The 18,159-nt window shown below is 69.7% G+C and carries 19 protein-coding genes and 3 tRNA genes; 18 read left to right on the forward strand and 4 right to left on the reverse strand.

Features of this window, described 5'->3' with window-relative positions; all coding sequences use genetic code 11:
• The first annotated feature begins 48 nt into the window (after window positions 1–48).
• The 4 genes from KME78_RS45040 (at window position 49) to KME78_RS45055 (ending at window position 808) form a co-directional block, all read left to right on the forward strand.
• The gene (locus KME78_RS45040; protein ID WP_219536087.1) at window positions 49–537 is read left to right on the forward strand and encodes a hypothetical protein; all 489 of its coding nucleotides are present in this window, start codon (window positions 49–51) and stop codon (window positions 535–537) included.
• A gap of 34 nt (window positions 538–571) precedes the next feature.
• Window positions 572–643: transfer RNA gene (locus KME78_RS45045), tRNA-Gly, on the forward strand.
• 15 nt (window positions 644–658) lie between these two features.
• A tRNA-Cys gene (locus KME78_RS45050) sits at window positions 659–732 on the forward strand.
• A 1-nt stretch (window position 733) separates the two neighbouring features.
• Window positions 734–808, forward strand: a tRNA-Val gene (locus KME78_RS45055).
• Between the two features lie 90 nt (window positions 809–898).
• Here KME78_RS45055 and KME78_RS45060 read toward each other — a convergent pair.
• Window positions 899–1,408: a MarR family winged helix-turn-helix transcriptional regulator gene (locus KME78_RS45060; protein WP_219536088.1), complete on the reverse strand. Its 510-nt coding sequence runs from the start codon at window positions 1,406–1,408 to the stop codon at window positions 899–901.
• 96 nt (window positions 1,409–1,504) lie between these two features.
• Here KME78_RS45060 and KME78_RS45065 point away from each other — a divergent pair, with 96 nt between their 5' ends.
• From KME78_RS45065 to KME78_RS45080, 4 genes are all read left to right on the forward strand, one after another.
• Window positions 1,505–2,170 (forward strand): FMN-dependent NADH-azoreductase, encoded by a 666-nt coding sequence (locus tag KME78_RS45065; RefSeq protein WP_219536089.1) that lies wholly within the window; start codon window positions 1,505–1,507, stop codon window positions 2,168–2,170.
• A gap of 36 nt (window positions 2,171–2,206) precedes the next feature.
• Complete coding sequence (locus KME78_RS45070; RefSeq protein WP_219536090.1) at window positions 2,207–2,995, forward strand: SDR family NAD(P)-dependent oxidoreductase; 789 nt, start codon at window positions 2,207–2,209, stop codon at window positions 2,993–2,995.
• Between the two features lie 150 nt (window positions 2,996–3,145).
• Entirely contained in the window at window positions 3,146–4,219 is a 1,074-nt protein-coding gene (gene pstS / locus KME78_RS45075; RefSeq protein ID WP_219536091.1) for a phosphate ABC transporter substrate-binding protein PstS, read from the forward strand.
• A gap of 47 nt (window positions 4,220–4,266) precedes the next feature.
• Window positions 4,267–4,656 carry a PH domain-containing protein gene (locus tag KME78_RS45080; protein ID WP_219536092.1) on the forward strand — a complete coding sequence of 130 codons (390 nt, stop codon included), beginning with the start codon at window positions 4,267–4,269 and terminating at the stop codon, window positions 4,654–4,656.
• Here the strand turns inward: KME78_RS45080 and KME78_RS45085 are convergent.
• A complete protein-coding gene (locus tag KME78_RS45085) occupies window positions 4,619–4,945 on the reverse strand; it encodes a DUF4235 domain-containing protein (RefSeq protein WP_219536093.1) in 327 nt (108 codons plus the stop codon). The genes KME78_RS45080 and KME78_RS45085 overlap by 38 nt on opposite strands.
• 149 nt (window positions 4,946–5,094) lie before the next feature.
• On the opposite strand from KME78_RS45085, the gene KME78_RS45090 reads away from it, so the two are divergent.
• The 5 genes from KME78_RS45090 to KME78_RS45115 all read left to right on the forward strand — a co-directional run bounded on the left by KME78_RS45090 (window position 5,095) and on the right by KME78_RS45115 (window position 11,617).
• Window positions 5,095–6,666, forward strand: coding sequence for a membrane dipeptidase (locus KME78_RS45090; protein ID WP_246653332.1), 1,572 nt, complete (start codon window positions 5,095–5,097; stop codon window positions 6,664–6,666).
• Window positions 6,667–6,839: 173 nt separating this feature from the next.
• Window positions 6,840–7,526 carry a hypothetical protein gene (locus KME78_RS45095; RefSeq protein ID WP_219536094.1) on the forward strand — a complete coding sequence of 229 codons (687 nt, stop codon included), beginning with the start codon at window positions 6,840–6,842 and terminating at the stop codon, window positions 7,524–7,526.
• Between the two features lie 56 nt (window positions 7,527–7,582).
• Window positions 7,583–9,544, forward strand: coding sequence for a sensor histidine kinase (locus KME78_RS45100; RefSeq protein ID WP_219536095.1), 1,962 nt, complete (start codon window positions 7,583–7,585; stop codon window positions 9,542–9,544).
• Entirely contained in the window at window positions 9,541–10,206 is a 666-nt protein-coding gene (locus KME78_RS45105) for a response regulator transcription factor (protein ID WP_219536096.1), read from the forward strand. Before KME78_RS45100 ends, KME78_RS45105 begins: the two co-directional genes overlap by 4 nt.
• Before the next feature lie 718 nt (window positions 10,207–10,924).
• Window positions 10,925–11,617: a hypothetical protein gene (locus tag KME78_RS45115; RefSeq protein ID WP_219536097.1), complete on the forward strand. Its 693-nt coding sequence runs from the start codon at window positions 10,925–10,927 to the stop codon at window positions 11,615–11,617.
• A gap of 151 nt (window positions 11,618–11,768) precedes the next feature.
• Here the strand turns inward: KME78_RS45115 and KME78_RS45120 are convergent, their stop codons facing one another.
• Window positions 11,769–12,329, reverse strand: coding sequence for a dihydrofolate reductase family protein (locus KME78_RS45120; protein WP_219536098.1), 561 nt, complete (start codon window positions 12,327–12,329; stop codon window positions 11,769–11,771).
• 85 nt (window positions 12,330–12,414) lie between these two features.
• Window positions 12,415–12,873, reverse strand: a complete 459-nt coding sequence (locus KME78_RS45125; RefSeq protein ID WP_219536099.1) for a hypothetical protein — start codon at window positions 12,871–12,873, stop codon at window positions 12,415–12,417.
• 183 nt (window positions 12,874–13,056) lie between these two features.
• Between KME78_RS45125 and KME78_RS45130 the strand changes: the two genes are divergently transcribed.
• The 5 genes from KME78_RS45130 to KME78_RS45150 all read left to right on the forward strand — a co-directional run bounded on the left by KME78_RS45130 (window position 13,057) and on the right by KME78_RS45150 (window position 18,159).
• A complete protein-coding gene (locus tag KME78_RS45130) occupies window positions 13,057–14,349 on the forward strand; it encodes a lyase family protein (protein ID WP_219536100.1) in 1,293 nt (430 codons plus the stop codon).
• A complete protein-coding gene (locus KME78_RS45135) occupies window positions 14,346–15,323 on the forward strand; it encodes a glycoside hydrolase family protein (RefSeq protein ID WP_219536101.1) in 978 nt (325 codons plus the stop codon). The genes KME78_RS45130 and KME78_RS45135 overlap by 4 nt, the downstream gene beginning before the upstream one ends.
• Window positions 15,324–15,427: 104 nt before the next feature.
• Window positions 15,428–16,489 (forward strand): ABC transporter substrate-binding protein, encoded by a 1,062-nt coding sequence (locus KME78_RS45140; RefSeq protein ID WP_219536102.1) that lies wholly within the window; start codon window positions 15,428–15,430, stop codon window positions 16,487–16,489.
• Window positions 16,490–16,492: 3 nt separating this feature from the next.
• Window positions 16,493–17,395 (forward strand): amino acid ABC transporter permease, encoded by a 903-nt coding sequence (locus KME78_RS45145; protein WP_219536103.1) that lies wholly within the window; start codon window positions 16,493–16,495, stop codon window positions 17,393–17,395.
• On the forward strand, window positions 17,392–18,159 hold the full coding sequence (locus tag KME78_RS45150; protein WP_219536104.1) for an amino acid ABC transporter ATP-binding protein: 768 nt from the start codon (window positions 17,392–17,394) through the stop codon (window positions 18,157–18,159). Before KME78_RS45145 ends, KME78_RS45150 begins: the two co-directional genes overlap by 4 nt.

Raw genomic sequence — 18,159 nt, forward strand, 5'->3', positions numbered from 1 at the left:
ACCACACTTAGACACCCGCCCAACCATTACTCGGCCACGATCGACCACATGACGAACAACGACCACATGACGGACAACCCCGCACTGCTCGTCGCCGCAGCGGTCGACCGCTGTCTCACCCTCGCCGAAACCTGGCTCGCCTGGGACGGCACCCCCATCGTCACCGACGGCGCGAACCTGTGGACCCCGGCCAAAGCCGTACGCCGCGTCCAGGACCACCTCATCGACCACCTCGCCGAAGTCGAGGCCCTCCTGGCGGGCGCCACCCCGCAGGAGGAGCACTGGCACGGCCGGATGGTGACGCTGGACGCCGACTGGGCCCGCTTCACCGAACTCGACCTGGCCGAGGCCCGCGCCCGCTGGACCCGCCTGGGTCAGTCGTACGTGAACCGCTACGCCACGGCCCCGGACGCCTGGGATCTGCCCCGCACCCCCAACTGGACCCTGCGCGAGATCGCCGAGCACGTGGCCGGGATCACCTGGTACGCCGAACAGGTGGGAACGCTCCGGTTTGGGGACTCGGCCAGGATTCGCTAGAGTTCTCTCGTCGCCGCACACCAGCGGAGACGACGCGGAAGTGGCTCAGTGGTAGAGCATCACCTTGCCAAGGTGAGGGTCGCGGGTTCGAATCCCGTCTTCCGCTCGGAGCTTCCGGCTCGGTGGAGTGGCCGAGAGGCGAGGCAACGGCCTGCAAAGCCGTCTACACGGGTTCAAATCCCGTCTCCACCTCCAAGGACGATTAGCTCAGCGGGAGAGCGCTTCCCTGACACGGAAGAGGTCACTGGTTCAATCCCAGTATCGTCCACCACGCTGTCACAGCCCCAGCTCACGGCACATGCCGGGAGTCTGGGGCTTTTCACTGTTCGCGCCCTCGGGGTGATCGGACTCCGAGGCGCGGTCAGGCCTGGCCGGGTGCGCAGGCGGTTTCGTGCGGCCGTCCGTCCTCGACTCTCGCGATCGGTTCGCCGACGAGATCTCGCAACGCGCCCTTCAGAGCGGTCCGCAGCGAGGGGGCGAGGTCGGCCAGGAGCCGGTCCTCGATCGCCTCGATGTCGCCGCGGGCGGCCTTGAGGGCGCGGCTCCCTTCAGGGGTGACCTCGATGATGCGCGCCCTGCGGTCGGCGGGGTCCGGACGACGCCGCACCAGGCCGGCGCCCTCCAGCTCGTCGAGGATCAGCACCAGCTTGCTCTTGTCGACCGAGACGGCCTGGGCGAGGACGAGCTGGGTGCGGGCGGGGACTTCGACGATCGCCATCAACACCGTGTAGCCCCACAGCGTCATGCCGTGCTCGCGCACGGCCGCGGTCTCGGCCGTGGCCAGACCTTGCTTCAGCCGCGCGAACAGCCAGTGCAGGTCCTGGTGCAACCAGCTGCCGGGTGCGCCGTCGGGGTCGGGAGAGATGGCCATGGCAGCATGATAGCAAGCCAAGATGTTCTTGACTCACAACTATCTTGCTCTATATTGATTGTGAATCCAGATCATCTTGAATGTGAGGCAAATCTTGTGACGCATCTTCTGCACCTGGACGCCAGCGGACGCGGCGACTCCTTCTCGCGCAGGCTCGGCAGGACCTTCGTGACCGACTGGCGGGCCGCCCATCCCGAGGGGATCTACACCTACCGCGACCTGGTGACGGACCCGGTGCCGCCCATCGACGAGGACCGCGTCCGGCTCGCCACCCAGTCATCCGTGAACGGGGTGCGCGACATCGAGGCCATGGACGAGGTCGCCGCCGGCGCCCCCGAGCTGGCCAGCAGCTGGGCGGCCACCCGCCCGCTGGTGGAGCAGCTGCTCGCGGCCGACGTCCTGCTCCTGGGCGTACCTATGTACAACTTCACGGTGCCCGCCGCGCTCAAGGCCTGGATCGACCGCGTGACCCTGCCCTGGCTGCCGCTCAAGGGAAAGTCGGCCGTGGTGCTCAGCGCGCGCGGCGGGGGCTACGGGCCGGGCACGCCCCGCGAGCGGTTCGACTTCCAGGAGCCCTACCTGCGCGCCTACTTCTCCGTGCTCGGGTTGGACGACGTGGAGTTCGTCCATACCGAGCTCACCCACGCCACGGTCATGCCTTTCCTCGCACAGTTCCGCGAGCAGCACGAGGCCTCCCACAAAGCTGCGCTCGACGCGGTGCGCACCCTGGCGACCCGGGTGCGCGCCGAGACACCGTCCTGACCCTCCATCCGATCAGCGAAGACGAAGAGGACAACCATGAACACGGATCTCACCGGCCGCGTGGTCCTGATCACCGGCGCGTCGACCGGGATCGGCGCCGCGACCGCCCGCGCCTACGGGCGCGAAGGCGCCCGGGTGGCGATCACCTATCGCGACCACCGGGACAGCGCGGAGAAGGTGGCCGCCGATGTCGAGGCCGCCGGCGGGCAGGCGTACGTCGTCCGGCTCGACCTTGAGGACCTGACGACCGTCGACCACGCCGTCGCGAGCGTCGTCGAACGCTGGGGCGGGATCGACGTCCTCGTCGCCAACGCCGTGCGCTGGGGCGGCGACGGTCCGCCCGACCCGAGCCTGCGGTTCGAGGACGTGTCACTGCAGGAGTGGGACGCGATGATCAGCGCCAACCTGATCGGGACGGCGGCCTCGGTCCGCGCCGTCCTGCCGAGCATGCGCGCCAGGGGCTGGGGCCGCATCGTGCTGATCTCCTCGAGCGTCGCGGAAGAGGGCCTGCCCGGGCCCGGCCCCTATGGGACCGCCAAATCCGGCCTGTACGGCCTCGCCCGCAGCCTGGCCTGGAACGGCGGCCGGGACGGGATCCTGGTCAACGTCGTGGCACCCGGCTTCACCCTCACCGACAGCCGCCCCGACATCCCGGCGTTCGTCACCGACGCCCTCGCCGCCGCCACCCCCACGCACCGGCTCTCCCACTCCGACGACGTGGCCAACCTCATCGTCTTCCTGGGCTCGGGAGCCAACGGCAACCTCACCGGTGAGGTGATCCGGGACGGCTCCGCCGCCGCCCGCGCACCGCATATCGGCGGATAGCAGGCCGAACCCCGCTTCCCGTCCGACCATGCGAGCGGGAAGCGGGCATGCCGGCTCCTTCAGTGGAGAGGTCGCTGATTTGCCCCATCTTGGCGGTGCATGACCGTTTATCAGCAGAAGTTTGACCGATCGCTTCATATCCTCAATGGAATGGAGAAGCTGACAAGGATCGCAGGGTCGGTTGCGCTCACCGCCCTCGCCTTGGCTGCCTCCGCCGCTGCCGGCCTGGGCGGCACCGCGATATTGACCCGCGACGACGTGCCGCAGAGCCCGCCGATCACGGCGTCCATCTCCGGCTCGGGCTCGAGCGCGCAGCAGGGCGCGATGGACGCCTGGCGTGCCGAGTTCCACTGGATCCACCCCGACCTGCGGGTGGACTACCGGGCCAACGGGTCCGGGGCCGGCATCCGCGACTTCATCGCGGGCGCCACGGCGTTCGCCGGCTCAGATGTCGCGATGCAACCCCACGAACAGGCACTGGCCGACAGGCGCTGCGGCAGCCGCGCGGTGCATCTGCCCATGGTGGTCGGCCCGATCGCGCTGGCCTACAACCTGCCGTCCACGCCGGAGCTGAGGCTCTCGCCCACCACCCTGACCGGCATCTTCAGCGGGCGGATCACCCGCTGGGACGACTCGGAGATCGCCGCCGACAACCGTGGCGGTCGCCTGCCGAACACCGCCATCCGGCTCTTCCACCGCTCCGACGAGTCGGGCACGACCCACAACTTCACCACCTATCTCAAGGCGGCGGGCCGCTGGCCGTACCAGCCGTCCAGGAAGTGGGCCGGTCCCGGGCAGGGGGTCGCCGGCTCCTCCGGAATCACCGAGGCCGTCCAGCGCACCACGGGTGCCATCGGGTACGTGGAGTACGGGTTCGCCAGCAATGCCGGCCTGCGCACCGCCAAGGTACGCAACGCCGCCGGCCAGTTCGTCACGCTCTCGCCCCAGGGTGCCACCAATGCCCTGGAAGGCGCCCGGATCGTCGGCGAGAATGATGATCTGGTGGTTAAGTTCGACTATCTGACGAAAAGCAAGGATGTCTACCCCATCATCCTGATCACCTATGAGATCGTCTGCTCCAAGAGCTCCGACCCGCTGGTGCGCACCTTCCTGCGGTACACCGCGGGCGACAGCGGCCAGTCCTACCTCTCCCTGTACGGCTACGCCCCGCTGCCGCGCGATCTCCTCGCCAAGGTACGTGCCCTGCTCGGCGTCCCGAGCTGAGTGAACGCCACGCCAGAGATACCCGTCCAAGCGAAGGGACGCCGACGATGCGGACGACCGGTCCTGAAACGATCATCGCCTCCCATGCCAAGCCGGGTGAGTCCGTACGGACGGCGTTCACCGCCTACGTCAACGCCGGACTACGACGACGCGTCATAGGTGCGACCGACCGCAGACTGATCGTGGTCCGCAGCGGCTATTTCTCCTTGTCCGACAAGGGACTGTTATGGGCGGACCCCATCGACCAGGTAGCCCTGTACGGCTCCTACACCGTGTGGCGCAATTCCGGCCTCAACACCGGCAACGCCTACGTCCGCATCCGGCGCGCGGACGGCAGCACGGTGACCTTCAACCCACGCGACAGCTTCATCGGCCAGACCGGCTCGGCCGAGGCCAACATCAAGAAGTTGTTCGCCCTGATCTCCGGCCGGGTCTGAGCGAGCGGGTTCGCGTCGCGTCGCGCCGGTCGTCGGCCGGCCAGCGGCCGGTCACCTTGCGGACGCCGTGTGCGCCGGCACGTTGAACGGCCGCTTTCACCAGGCCGAAGACGGCGCCCTGCAACATGGCGGACACCAGCACCTCCTGCCAGGTGTAGTCCGGGTCGTCGGCGTCAGGAGGCTCATCCTCCCACGCGATGATCTTCCACACCTGCTTGAACAGCATGCCGGCGATCAGCCCGCCCAGCATGCCGAACAGCAGCGGCAGTGGTTTGTACAGCAGGGTCATCACACCTCATCCCGTTTCTGCCTACCCTGCCCCGCAAAACCCGCAGCATGTACCCGCGACATTGATGAGATGCACTCATGTTTGGGTCTTGTTGCCGGGACCTAGGCGGCGGATGCTGACGGCAGGCCCCCCAGCCGTGCGAGGTGTCCATGATGCGCCGCCGATCCATCGCCGTCGTCCTCCTCCTGCTGACCGCCTCGCTGATCTCTCCGGGGGGCAGATCGGCAGCGGCATCCGATGTTCGCGGCTTCGTCGACGCGCACAGTCACCTGTTCTCGTACGAGGCGTTCGGCGGCATGCTGCTGTGCGGCAAGCCGTTCGACCCCGCCGGCATCGCCCAGGCCCTGACGGACTGCCCTGATCACTACCCCCACGGCGAACTGGCCTGGTTCGAGAACTTCACCCGGACCGGCTCCCCCACCGGCACCCACGACCCGGTGGGCTGGCCCACGTTCCGCGACTGGCCGGCGCACGACTCGCTGACCCACCAGCAGGCGTACTACACGTGGGTGGAGCGGGCCTGGCGCGGCGGGCTCCGGATCATGGTCAACGACCTGGTGGCCAACCGCCAGCTATGCGCGATCTACCCGTTGAGGAAGAACTCCTGCGACGAGATGGCCACGCTCAGGCTGGAGGCGCAGCGGGCCACTGAGCTGCAGGACTACATCGACGCCCAGTACGGCGGGCCCGGACAGGGCTGGTTCAGGATCGTGCGCGACCCGGCCGAGGCCAGGCGGACGGTCGAGGCGGGCAAGCTCGCCGTTGTCCTGGGCGTCGAGACCTCCGAGCCGTTCGGCTGCCGCCAGATCCTCGGCATCCCGCAGTGCACCCGGGCGCAGATCGACCGCGGGCTGGACGAGATGCACGCGCTCGGCGTACGGAGCATGTTCGTCTGCCACAAGTACGACAACGCCCTGTGCGGGGTGCGCTTCGACTCCGGCACCCAGGGCGCCATCGTCAACCTGGGCAACCTGCTCAGCACCGGCTCCTTCTGGCAGGCGCGTACCTGCACCGGGCCTGAGCACGACAATCCCATCGATCCGGGCGGGGTGCTGCCCGACCAGCTCGCCGGGCTGCTGCCTCCTGGGGTCTCGCTGCCGGTCTATCCCCCCGCGCCGCACTGCAACACCAAGGGGCTGACCGCCCTGGGCGAGTACATGGTCCAGGGAATGATCCGCCGGGGCATGCTGGTGGAGGTCGACCACATGAGCGCGAAGGCCGCCGGTCGTACGCTCACCCTCCTCGAAGCGGCCGGCTACCCGGGCGTGATCTCCTCCCACAGCTGGGCGGATCCGAGCTACTTCGACCGGATCTACGCCCTTGGCGGGATGATCACCCAGTACGGGCACAACGCGCAGGACTTCGTCGCGGAGTGGCGCCGCACCCAGCCGCTCAGGCAGGCGCACCAGATCCCCGGCTACGGCTACGGCCTGGACGTCAACGGCCTGGGCAAGCTCCCCGGCCCCCGCGCCGGCAACTCCGCGAACCCGGTGACGTACCCCTTCACGTCCTTCGACGGGAGCGTGACCCTGGACCGGCTGCGCACCGGCGACCGGGTCTGGGACGTCAACACGGACGGCGTCGCCAACTACGGCCTGGTGCCCGACTGGATCGAGGACATGCGGATCCTCGCCGGTCCGGACATCGTCCGCGACCTGGCCGCGGGCGCCGAGTCCTACCTGCGTACGTGGGCGGCCGCCACCGCCCGGCGCGCCCCATAGCCGCACGCCGCCCGGCATCGAGGACTCTGCCAGGCGGACCAGGAGGTCGCGCGGTTCCTGCCGTGGGAGGCGAGAATCCCGTATGCCCCGGGACCTCGGGCTCTGCTGCCCGGGATCGGGGACGGCGACCGTGAGAGCGGCAACGACACAGTCACGTCCGCAGGAGACACCCCATGGACATCCGCACCGCCTCCCGCGTCGCAGGCGCAGTCTCGCTGATCATCGGATCGTTGGCCATCGCCATCCCGATCGAGATCACCGACGAGGACGCCCCGATCGCGGCCCAGCTCCAGGACTACGCGCAGCACCCCGCTCTCGCGATGCTGTCGAACCTCGTCCTCCTTCCCGTGATCTTGATGGTCCCCGCGGTGATCTATGCCGCCCGGCTGGCCCGCCGCGGTGCGCCGCGCCTGGCCTTCGTCGGTGGTGGGCTGTCGGCGCTCGGCTGGATCGCCGGCGCCATGAGCATCGGCGCGGGACAGATCGCGCTCTACCAGGGCTCCCAGCTCGCCGACCAGGCAGGCGCGGCGGCGCTGATCGACAGGATGAACGGCGATCCGGTGTACGGCACGCTCGTGGGCGCCTTCGTCCTCGGGCACGCGATCGGCATGATCGTTCTCGGCGTCGGGCTGTGGCGCTCGCGAGCGGTCGCGCCCTGGGCCGCCGCGTTGTTCGTCGCTTACCCGGTCGGGCACGTCGTCGGGCACGCGATCAGCCCGGTCGTCGACACGGTCTCCGGCGTGTTCCTGCTGGTCAGCGCCGTGGCCGTGGCAGCCGCAGTCCTGCGTACGCCGAACGAGCAGTGGGACCTGCCGGCGGGCAAGGCCGCGGCCGAGCCCGTGGCGGCCCAGACCCCGTGATCTCCGACCCGGATGCGACTTCCCCGCGACCCGCCGTTGGCCCACAATCGACGCTGATGGCTTCCAAGCTCAGACCCGTCGTATCGGTCATGGTGACGCTGGCCGTGCTCTTCGCTGCCGCCGGCGCGGCTCTGATCGGCACCGGCCGGCTGAGCTGGCTGTCGATCCTGATCTCGGTAACCGCGGTGGTGTACCTGGCGGTCGCCTTCGTCGCCGCGGCGATCCTGCGCACGCGGCCGCGCAGCCGTACCGGCTGGATCTTCCTCGTCTCGGGTACGGCGGCGCCGGTCGCGGCCGCGCTCACCGCCGCCGCCGACATCGGGGCGCACACCGGCAGGATCGACGCCGCCTCCTGGATCTACGTAGTGCAGACCCCGTTCAGCCTGCTCAGCGTCCCGGTGATGGCGACCTTCGGGATCCTGCTCTTCCCCGACCGCCGCCTGGACACGCGGCGCCGGCGGGTGCTCGGGCTGGTCTTCGCCGTCGATCTGCTCGTGCTACTGGTGTGGGCGCTGCTCACGCCGGACCCGGTGGCGGTGGCGGGGCTCTACAACCCCATCGCGGTGCCGGGCGCCGACGGGCTGGTGATCAGCATCCTGCTCTTCGGGCCGCTCAGCCTGCTGGCCTGCGTCTCGCTGTGGCGCTTCGCCCGGCGCGACACCGGCCCGTACGCACCCGCCCTGCGTACAGCGGCGCGGGTGTCGTTCGTCGTCCCCGCCTCCTACTTCGCGTGCGTGATCGCGGGATTCACCTCCGGAGACACGGCGCCCATCGCGGTCCTGGAGAACTGCGCGGCGATCGCGGTCGGAGCCGCGGCGTGGATCGGCATCGCCAGGCACGGGCTGTTCGACACCCGGGCGGTGCTCAACCGGGCGCTGGTGTACGGGTTCCTGAGCCTGGCGCTCGTCGCGGTCTACCTCGTCGCGGTCGTCTCGCTCGGCCTGGTCTTCGGCGGGCTGGTGCCGCAGGTCGTCGCCGCGGTCATGGCCGCCCTGGCCGTGCTGCCGCTGCGCGACCTGGTGCAACGCCGGATCAACCAGCTCGTCTACGGGCTCCGGGACGATCCGGCCGCCGCGTTCGCCCGGCTCGGCGACCGGCTGGACGCGGCCGGTGCGCCCGAGGACATCCTCCCGGCCGCCGTCCGTACGGTCGCCGAGGCCCTTCGCCTGCCGTACGTCGCGATCGAGGCGGGCGGCGAGGTGCTGTGCCGTCACGGCCGCGCGCTTCCCGGCCAGACGCAGGCGCTGCCGCTGCCTTTCGCCGGCGAGACGATCGGCCACCTGATGCTGCAGACCCGCAGCGGCGGCGACTTCTCGGCCGACGAGCGGCGGCTGCTGGCGGACCTGACCAAGCAGGTGGCCGTGGCGGCCCGCGCGGTCGTGCTGACCCAGGCGCTGCAGTCCTCGCGGCAGCGCCTGGTGACGACGCGCGAAGAGGAGAGGCGGCGGCTGCGCCGCGACCTGCACGACGGGCTCGGCCCCACGCTCGCCGGCATCGCCCTGGGCATCGACACAGTACGCCGGGCGACCCCGCCGGACGGGTCTCTCGCGGAGCTGCTGACCAGGCTCCGCGAAGCCACCGAATCGGCGGTCGACGACATCCGCCGCCTCGTCTACGACCTGCGGCCGCCGATCCTCGACGAGCTGGGCCTGGCCGGGGCCGTACGGGAACAGGCGGTACGGCTGGGTGTGGCGAGCATCGACGTTCCCGAGGCGCTCCCGTCGCTGCCCGCCGCGGTGGAGGTGGCGGCCTACCGCATCGCCGTCGAGGCCCTGACCAACGCGGTGCGCCACGCGCCGGGAACACCCGTGTCGGTCCAGCTCGCGGTGAACAGCCGCCTGGAGCTGTCGATCGCCGACGGCGGCGCCGGCCTGCCGGACGGATACCGCGCGGGCGTCGGCCTGAACTCCATGCGGGAGCGGGCCGCGGAGCTCGGCGGCGTGTGCGTGGTGCGCCGGCGTGACCCGTGCGGGACGCTCGTGCGCGCAGAGTTCCCGCTGTTCGAGGAGGCGCTGTGACGGTACGAGTCGTCGTGGCCGATGACCATCCGCTGTTCCGGGAGGGGCTGCGGTCCCTCATCTGCGACGCGGCCGAGACCGAGCTGGCCGGGGTGGCCGCCGATGGCAACGACGCCGTCGCCGTCACGCTCGAGCAGCGCCCCGACGTGGTCGTCATGGACCTGCGGATGCCGGGTCTCAACGGCGTCGACGCGACCCGCAGGATCGTCGCCGCGCTGCCCGACGTCGCCGTGCTGGTGCTGACAATGGTGGAGGAGGACGCCTCGATCTTCGCGGCGATGCGCGCCGGCGCCCGGGGTTACGTCCTCAAGGGCGCCGAACCCGAGACCATCCTGCGCTCGATCCTCGTGGTCGCGGCGGGAGAGGTGATCTTCGGTTCCGCGGTCGCGGCGCGCCTGACCCAGTTCTTCGCGGTCGGCGCCGACGCCACCGTGACGCCCTTCCCCAACCTCACCGGCCGCGAGCGCGACATCCTCGCGCTCATGGCGACGGGCGCGAACAACAGGACGATCGCGCTGCGCATCGGGGTGACCGAGAAGACCGTGCGCAACAACGTGTCGAACATCTTCGCCAAGCTGCACGTCGCGGACCGGGCGGCGGCCGTGGCGCGGGCGCGTGACGCCGGGCTGGGTTCGGTGCCACAGGACCGGCCTGGAAGGTGAGACGTGGGGCAGCCGCGGGCACGACCACGCGATCTCCCGGCCGGATGCGGGTGACCTGGCTTCCTACCTCCCCGGCGACGCCGATGGGCTCGTGGCCATGGTGCGCCTGCCGTGCCAGGTGACCGCCTTCATCGTCTTCTCCTCGATCGCGTGAACCATCCGCATTCCCCACGCGGGCGCGTCAAACGGCCCGAGCTCGCGCCCTTGGCCGCACAGGCGCTCGCCCCGAAACGCCCTGATCTGGACTGATAGCGGCTCTGGTAGTTGGCCGGCCACGCCGCGGCTGTCAGGCGCGTCGGCATGGGCCGGACAGGAACCGCTCGGTTCCTGCCGTGTGAGCCGAGAATCCCGCATGCGCCGGGACTTCCGGCTCTGCTGCCCGGGATCGGAGACGGCGAGTGTGAGAGCGGCAACAACACCGTCACGTCCGCAGGAGACACCCCATTGGACATCCGCACCGCCTCCCGCGTCGCAGGCGCAGTCTCGCGGATCGTCGGCCATCGCCACCCCGCGCCCACGGCGCCGACGTGCTGCAGGCCACCTGCTCCGATCGCTCCAACCAGATCTGGCGCCTGCGAACCTCGCCATCCTGAGCTCGGTCGGTCGAGGAAACCCGCTCCAGGAACGTCGGAAGCGCTTTGAGCAGGGGCGGAAGCAGGTCGCCCGCCTTCCAGGCGCTCTATGTGATCACGCACACACCACACATTGGAGGAGAACCATGAAGACATGGGTCAAGGCATCGGGGATGGCCGCCGCCGGCTTCCTGGCGGTGACGGCGATCGGCGCGTCGCCCGCCGGGGCGTCGAGAGCGGGGTCATCGCCTGACACCTGCAGGACCGGGTACGTCTGGCGCGGCGCCCAGAACAGCGACCACGTGTGCGTCACCCCAGCTGCTCGCGACCGCACCGCCCGCGAGAACGCCACGGGTGTCTGGCACGCCTGCACCCAGGGCTTCGTCTGGCGTGAGGCCTACCGGGGCGACTTCAGGTGCGTCGTGCCGAGCTCGCGGACCCAGGCGCGCCTGGACAACGAGGTCGCGCCGTACCGGCTGGCCTGGGTGATCATGACGAGGACCCGGCACGATCCGGATTCGACGAGCTGCGACGGCGGCTCCTGCTCCACCACGAACGAGTCGACGTACTACACGGCCGGCGTCCGGGGCTACTACCTCGCCCCCGGCGCGCGGGTCAGCGTCAAGATCGTGGCCGACGGGGCGACCGTCTGGAGCAAGATTGCGTACGCAGGGGCGGGCAAGGACCCTGGAGGCAACTACAGTCTCGACACCGGCAACGTGCTGTGCGGCGGGGGTACGTTCGCCAAGCCGTACAACGCCTACGTCCAGGTACGCGAGAACGACGGCCCCTGGTCACCACGCGTCCCCATCTCCTATCGCAAGTGCAACAACCTCTGAACCCACCGCCCGACGGCGTTTACCACTGTCAATGGCCACTTGGTGCGCCCCGCTCACACCACCGAATCCCTCCACCACGGCACGCGCCCACCATCACGCTGCGGCGAGCTCGCCGAGGACGGCCTGGTCGTGGAGGTGTCGCGGCACGACGCTAGCCACGGTCGTACCGCGACACCACCACCCGGGAGTCACAGGTGCGCGACGCGACGAGCCGCAGTTTGATCCGGTCCTCGCGGGGGACGAACAGCGGCTTGCCGCCGCCCAGCACGACCGGGTGCACCGCGACGTGGTACTCGTCGATCAGGCCGTGGTCGGTGAGGGCGGCGGCCAGGCGGGAGCCGCCGGTCAGCAGCAGGTCCTTGCCGGGCTGCCGCTTGAGCTCGGAGACCTCGGCGGCGAGGTTGTCGCCGATGATCCTGGCGGCCCAGCCGTCCTCCTTCAGCGTGGTCGAGAAGACGATCTTCGGAGTCTCCCGCCAGAGGGGTGCGAACTTCAGGACGTGCGGGTGGTCCGAGAGCGACTCCGCGTTCGGCCAGAAGCTCGCCATCCCCTCCCACACGCCGCGCCCGTACAGGAAGGTGTCGGCCCTGTCGCTGAGCGCCTCGGAGTAGGCCGACAGTTCGTCACCCATCTCCGGCCAGTCGAACTCGCCCTGCGGCCCGTCGATGTGCCCGTCGATCGAGGTGTGCACCCAGTGAATGATCTTGCGCATGCCCGGCTCCTCGGTTCAGCGTTTTTCGCTTTCGAGGAAGGGTCGGAGCCGCGCACCCGTTCTTGACGTCCGGCCGGCCGGAGACTCAGGGCATTTTGTATTCCGCCGCCTTGCCGCAGTAGCTGATCCCGATCGGCGAGCTGCTGAACCGGCACACCTGGACGACCACGCGATCGATGGCGGTGACTCCCGCCGGATCCGACAGCGTGAAGGAGAGCGGGACCTGGGCGTCGTCCGCCTTGGCGGTCTCCGAGTCGACGAGGGCGGTGCCGTTGTAGGCGTTGAAGACGGCGGTGGAGTACATGCCGTCCCGGGTGCAGGGCGAGAGGTTGGCGTCGTCGGACAGGTAACCGTCGACCTTGACGGTCGGCCGGATCACGGGCCCCGTCAGCCAGTCCAGCGTCCCCGCGGTGCTGCCGCGAAGGCACGAGTCGCCGGAGTCGGCATAGAACTGCACCGCCGCCTGGGCCGACGCCACGGGCTGGACCGCCAGCAGACCGGCGGTGAACACGGCGCCCAGCGTCAGGAGAACAGATAAGCGCATGAAATTTGACCTTCCCTGTTGATGGTGGATCCGGGCCTTCATCGTGAACGACGGACCTGCGGTGCGCCACCCGCCCAGCCGGAGATCACCTCGGCGACCTCTTGACAGGTGGCCTGGCCAGTGGAAGTCTGCGTCCAAGAAATTGGTCAGGCCACCTGGCAACTTCTCCGATCTGGGGGATACGTGACGGCAGCCATACCCATGCGCGACTCGCTGGGCGAAGTGCTGGTTCCAGCGGACGCTCTGTACGGGGCGCACACGGCCCGCGCGGCGGAGAACTTCGCGATACCCGGCCCCCGGTTGTGCGATCACCCCGAGCTGGTCCACGCGGTGGTGCACGTCAAGATCGCCGCGGCCCGCGCCAACGCCGAGCTGGGGGTAGTGGATCAGGCCGTCGCGGACGCGATCGTCGCGGCCGGGGTGGAGGTGCTGGCCGGGCGGCACGACCGGCACTTCATCCTCCCCGTCCTGCAAGGCGGGGGTGGCACCTCGACGCACATGAACGTCAACGAGGTCCTGGCGCGCCGGGCGAGCCAGATCCTGCAGAACGCCGAGATCCACCCCAACGACCACGTGAACCGGGGCCAGTCCACCAACGACGTCATGCCGACGGCCATCGGGATCGCGGTCCACCCGGCCGCCATGGACGCGGTGGACGCGCTGAACCGGCTGCGGGAGGCGCTGCTCGCCAAGGCCCACGAGTACGACACGCTCCAGCACCTGGGCCGTACCTGCCTGCAGGACGCGGTGCCGCTCCCGGTGAGCGCGGTGCACCGGTCCCAGGCGTACGGCATCGGCCAGGCGGTGGAGAATCTCGCCCTGACCGCGGAGCGGCTCCTCGCGGTCCCGCTGGGCGGCACGGCGGTGGGCACGGGGCTCGGCGCCGAGGACGGCTTCGCGGACCTGGCGGTACGGAACCTGGCCGCGGCCCTGGGAAAGCCGGTGCGCCGCGCGGAGGACCCGTACTACGGGCTGGCGTCGCTGGAGTCGCTGGCGGCCGTGACCGAGGCGATGAGCCGGGCCGGCCGGGTCGTCGCCCGAGTCGCCACCGACCTGCGGCTCCTGGCCTCCGGGCCGGACGGCGGCATCGGCGAGGTGATCCTGCCCAGCATGCAGGCGGGTAGTTCGATCATGCCGGGCAAGATCAATCCGGTCATCCCGGAGCTGGCGATGCAGACCGCCTTCCAACTGGCCGGCGCGGCGACGACGGCCCATCTGGCCGTCAGCGCGGGAGAGCTGGAGGTCTCGGCGATGGCCCCGGTGGTCACCCTGAACCTGCTGACCGGATTACCAGCGCTCAGCGCCGCCACGCGGATCTTCGCCGACCGCTGCGTCGCCGGTCTGTCCTGGAACGAGACGGCGGTCGCGCGTAACCTCCACGGCTCGCTCGCCCCCGCCGTGACCTCCGCCACCACCAACGGCTACGAGGCGGCCGCGCGAGACGCGTACGCGCACAGAGAGGCAACCGACCAGTGACCACCCCCACCGCGGCGCCACCGCTCGCGCCGCTCATCACCGACCCGCTCTTCGACGGGGTCACCGACCCGGTCCTGGTGCGCGACCCCGCCACGTCCACGTGGTGGTGCGTCTTCGCCCACCGCCGCGCCAACGTCCGCCTGTCCGGCCCCGCCTCCATCGGCAGGTGCCACGGGACGCCGCTCGGGCTCGCGTCCTCCGACGACCACGGCGCGAGCTGGCTCTACCGGGGAACCCTCGACCTGCCCATCGAGCCCGGGCACAACACCTTCTGGGGTCCGGCGGTCGTCGCATCGGACGACGGCACGTATCACCTGTTCACCACGTTCATCCGGGGTGTGCCCGACGACCCGGCATGGGACACCCACGGCCGCCCCAGCCCGTGGCTGCGCCGGATCCACCATCTGAGCAGCACCGACCTGTGGACCTGGCGGCATCACGGGCGGCTGGATCTCGGCACCGACCACGCCGTGGACCCGTGCGTGGCACGTACCCCCGACGGGCTGTGGACCCTGTGGTTCAAGGACGAGGCGGCGGGCGGGGCCCTGCGTTCGGTCAGCAGCCGCCTGCTGGCGCCCGCGTCGTGGTCCGCCCCGGTGACCGTGCTGCCGCAGTGGCACGAGAGCCCGGTGGTGTTCCGGCTCGGCGGCTTCTGGTGGCTGGTTGCGGAGTCGCGGGCCGGCCTGACGTCATACCGGTCGGATGACGCGCTGACCTGGGAGGAGAGCGGCGCGTTCGTCGCGACCTCGGGCAGCCGGTTGGGGGATGGCGGGCCGGTCCGGTCCCCCGACGTGATCCCGGTCGGCGACTCGACCGCCTACCTCGTCTACTACACCCAGTCGGGACACGACAGCTTCGGCGACCAGGTCCCGACCTCCTCCCAGTCGTCCGTCGCCCAGGCGGCTCTCGTACGCGTCGAGGACGGGCGGCTGAGCTGCGACCGCGACGCCCCCTTCGACTTCAGACTCCCCTGAGTCCCGATCACCGACCATGACGTGCGCACGAGCGCCGGTGCGCAACGCGAACGGCGCAGGAGCCTGTCTGCTTCAAGTCCCACACCCCCCAAGGAGTAAGCACCATGTCCCACAAGCGTAGGTGTCGTTCCCTGTCCTTCCTCACAGCCGCCGGCCTGCTGGCCCTGACCGCCTGCGGCGCCCCCACCGGCGGCTCACCGGCCACCGGCGGCGCCTCGGCCACCGGATCATCTCCGGCCGCCCCGCCGAAGATCCCGGCGGTGCCCGAGGTCCAGGCGCTCGTCCCCGACAAGTACAAGTCCAGCGGCGAGCTGGTCTTCGCGACCAATGCCCCCTATGCACCGCTTGAGTTCTTCAAGGACGACAACAAGACCCTCACCGGCTTCGACATCGACCTCGGGACCGCGATCGCCGCGACCATGGGCCTGAAGGCCCGCTGGGAGAACATCTCCTTCGACTCGATCATCCCGGGGCTCCAGGCGGCCAAGTACGACGTCGGCATGGCGGGCTTCAGCGTCGAGCACGAACGGCTGGACGCGATGGACTTCGTCTCCTACTACCTGTCCGGCGGCGGATTCCTCATCAAGAAGGGTTCGGGCATCGAGGTCAACGCCTTCGACCAGCTCTGCGGCTACCGCGTGGCGGTCCAGAAGGGCGTCAGCCAGGTCGACGCGGTCACCGAGGCCAGCGCCACCTGCACCAAGAACGGCAAGAAACCCGTCACGGTCCTGCAGATCCCCGACCAGAACGTCGTGGTGCTCACCCTGCAGTCCGGCCGGGCCGACATCGCGGTCGGAGACAAGCCCCAGGTCGAATACGCCGCGGCTCACTCCGGCAACGCGATGTGCGTGATCAGTACGTACCAGACCAGCCACAGCATCGCCGGCATCGCGGTCCCCAAGGGCAACACCCCGCTGCTCAAGGCCCTGCAGGCCAGCATCAACTCCCTGATCAAATCCGGCGGTTACGCCGAGATCGCCAAGACCTGGGGCACGGGTGTCGCCGTCGAGGGGGCCACGCTGAGCGCGGACTACGAGAAGGTCTCGGCTCCCTGGGGCGTGGGACCGGACGGGACGGTGATCGAGTCCAAGATCTTCACCGATCCCGACGAGATCAAGGCCGGCCACACGTACTACTTCCAGCCGGTGATGAAGGGCTGCGCCTAGACCATGGCGTACCCATCAGATCGCCCCGACCTCACCATCAAGGCGGTCCCGCAACGGCACCCCTTCCGCTGGCTGGCGGCGGGACTGACCGCGATCCTGCTCGTCGGCGTCGTGTCCTCCGCCTTCACCAACCCCCGCTACCAGTGGGACGTGGTGGCGCGGTGGCTGACGGACGGGACCATCATCTCCGGCCTGCTGCTGACGCTCCAGCTCACCTGCGTGTCCATGGTGATCGGCGTCCTGATGGGCATCGTCCTCGCCGTGATGAAGGGGTCGAGGAACAAGCTGCTGTCCGCCACCTCGAGCGGCTACATCTGGTTCTTCCGCGGCACTCCGCTCCTGGTCCAGCTGGTCTTCTGGTTCAACATCAGCGCGCTGTACCCGAGGATCGCCGTGGGCCTTCCGTTCGGCGGCCCGGATCTGCTCTCCCTGGACGCCAACCAGGTCATCACCCCGATGACGGCGGCCATCCTGGGGCTGGCCCTCAACGAGGCGGCGTACATGGCGGAGATCGTCCGGGCCGGGATCCTGTCCGTGCCGCCCGGCCAGATCCAGGCGGCCAACGCGCTGGGCATGACCGGGCTGCAGACCACCCGGAAGATCGTCCTTCCCCAGGCGATGCGGGTCATCATCCCGCCGACCGGCAACCAGACGATCTCCATGCTCAAGACCAGCTCCCTGGTCAGCGTGCTGGCCATCCCGGACCTGCTCTACAGCGCCCAGATCGTCTATTCGCGAACCTTCCAGACCATCCCCCTGCTGATCGTGGCCAGTCTGTGGTACCTGCTCGTGACCTCCCTGCTCACCGTCGCGCAGAGTTTCGTCGAGCGGCACTTCTCGCCCGACGCCGACCGCCCGGACCGGCGCTTCCGCCGGTCGCGGCCTCGCCAGGAGGGACTGACATGACCGGGGAACCGCTGCTGCGGGCCGAGCGCGTACGCAAGAGCTACGGTCGTCACCAGGTGCTCAAGGGCATCGACCTGGAGGTCCGTCGCGGAGAGGTCATGTGCGTCATCGGCCCGTCGGGGTCGGGGAAGAGCACCTTCCTGCGGTGCGTCAACCACCTGGAGCGCATCCAGTCCGGCCGGATCTGGGTCGACGGCGAACTGATCGGCTACCGCCAGTCGGGAGACCGGCTGCACGATTTGTCCGCCCGCGAGCTCAGCCGCCAGCGGGCCGAGATCGGCATGGTGTTCCAGGACTTCAACCTCTTCTCCCACTACACCGCGGTGGAGAACGTGATGGCCGGCCCCGTCATGGTGCGGGGAGAGCCGCGGGAGTCCGCCCGCGACCGGGCGGTGGAGCTGCTGCGCCGGGTCGGCCTCGGCGACAAGCTCGACGCCTACCCACGCAGGCTGTCGGGAGGCCAGCAGCAACGCGTCGCCATCGCCCGCGCCCTGTCCATGCGACCCAAACTCATGCTGTTCGACGAGCCCACCTCGGCCCTGGACCCCGAACTGGTCGGCGAGGTCCTCGACGTCATGCGCGACCTGGCGAGCGAAGGCCTGACCATGATCATCGTCACGCACGAGATCGGCTTCGCCCGCGAAGTGGGCGACACCCTGGTCTTCATGGACGACGGCGTGGTCGTCGAATCCGGGGCGCCCGCGCAGGTCATCGGCAATCCCGTGCACGACAGGACCAAGGCGTTCCTGTCCAAAGTGCTCTAG

It is taken from the genome of Nonomuraea guangzhouensis, assembly GCF_019396345.1.
In the GTDB taxonomy this organism is placed as follows: Bacteria; Actinomycetota; Actinomycetes; order Streptosporangiales; family Streptosporangiaceae; genus Nonomuraea; species Nonomuraea guangzhouensis.

What these genes read in the sequence shown, in the direction of transcription:
- KME78_RS45095 (WP_219536094.1), top strand. Translation starts at nt 6,840, where the DNA reads ATGGACATCCGCACCGCCTCCCGCGTCGCAGGCGCAGTCTCGCTGATC.
- KME78_RS45070 (WP_219536090.1), top strand. Translation starts at nt 2,207, where the DNA reads ATGAACACGGATCTCACCGGCCGCGTGGTCCTGATCACCGGCGCGTCG.
- KME78_RS45090 (WP_246653332.1), top strand. Translation starts at nt 5,095, where the DNA reads ATGATGCGCCGCCGATCCATCGCCGTCGTCCTCCTCCTGCTGACCGCC.
- KME78_RS45115 (WP_219536097.1), top strand. Translation starts at nt 10,925, where the DNA reads ATGAAGACATGGGTCAAGGCATCGGGGATGGCCGCCGCCGGCTTCCTG.
- KME78_RS45040 (WP_219536087.1), top strand. Translation starts at nt 49, where the DNA reads ATGACGAACAACGACCACATGACGGACAACCCCGCACTGCTCGTCGCC.
- KME78_RS45085 (WP_219536093.1), bottom strand. Translation starts at nt 4,945, where the DNA reads ATGACCCTGCTGTACAAACCACTGCCGCTGCTGTTCGGCATGCTGGGC.
- KME78_RS45140 (WP_219536102.1), top strand. Translation starts at nt 15,428, where the DNA reads ATGTCCCACAAGCGTAGGTGTCGTTCCCTGTCCTTCCTCACAGCCGCC.
- pstS (WP_219536091.1), top strand. Translation starts at nt 3,146, where the DNA reads ATGGAGAAGCTGACAAGGATCGCAGGGTCGGTTGCGCTCACCGCCCTC.
- KME78_RS45060 (WP_219536088.1), bottom strand. Translation starts at nt 1,408, where the DNA reads ATGGCCATCTCTCCCGACCCCGACGGCGCACCCGGCAGCTGGTTGCAC.
- KME78_RS45100 (WP_219536095.1), top strand. Translation starts at nt 7,583, where the DNA reads ATGGCTTCCAAGCTCAGACCCGTCGTATCGGTCATGGTGACGCTGGCC.
- KME78_RS45125 (WP_219536099.1), bottom strand. Translation starts at nt 12,873, where the DNA reads ATGCGCTTATCTGTTCTCCTGACGCTGGGCGCCGTGTTCACCGCCGGT.
- KME78_RS45080 (WP_219536092.1), top strand. Translation starts at nt 4,267, where the DNA reads ATGCGGACGACCGGTCCTGAAACGATCATCGCCTCCCATGCCAAGCCG.
- KME78_RS45150 (WP_219536104.1), top strand. Translation starts at nt 17,392, where the DNA reads ATGACCGGGGAACCGCTGCTGCGGGCCGAGCGCGTACGCAAGAGCTAC.
- KME78_RS45145 (WP_219536103.1), top strand. Translation starts at nt 16,493, where the DNA reads ATGGCGTACCCATCAGATCGCCCCGACCTCACCATCAAGGCGGTCCCG.
- KME78_RS45120 (WP_219536098.1), bottom strand. Translation starts at nt 12,329, where the DNA reads ATGCGCAAGATCATTCACTGGGTGCACACCTCGATCGACGGGCACATC.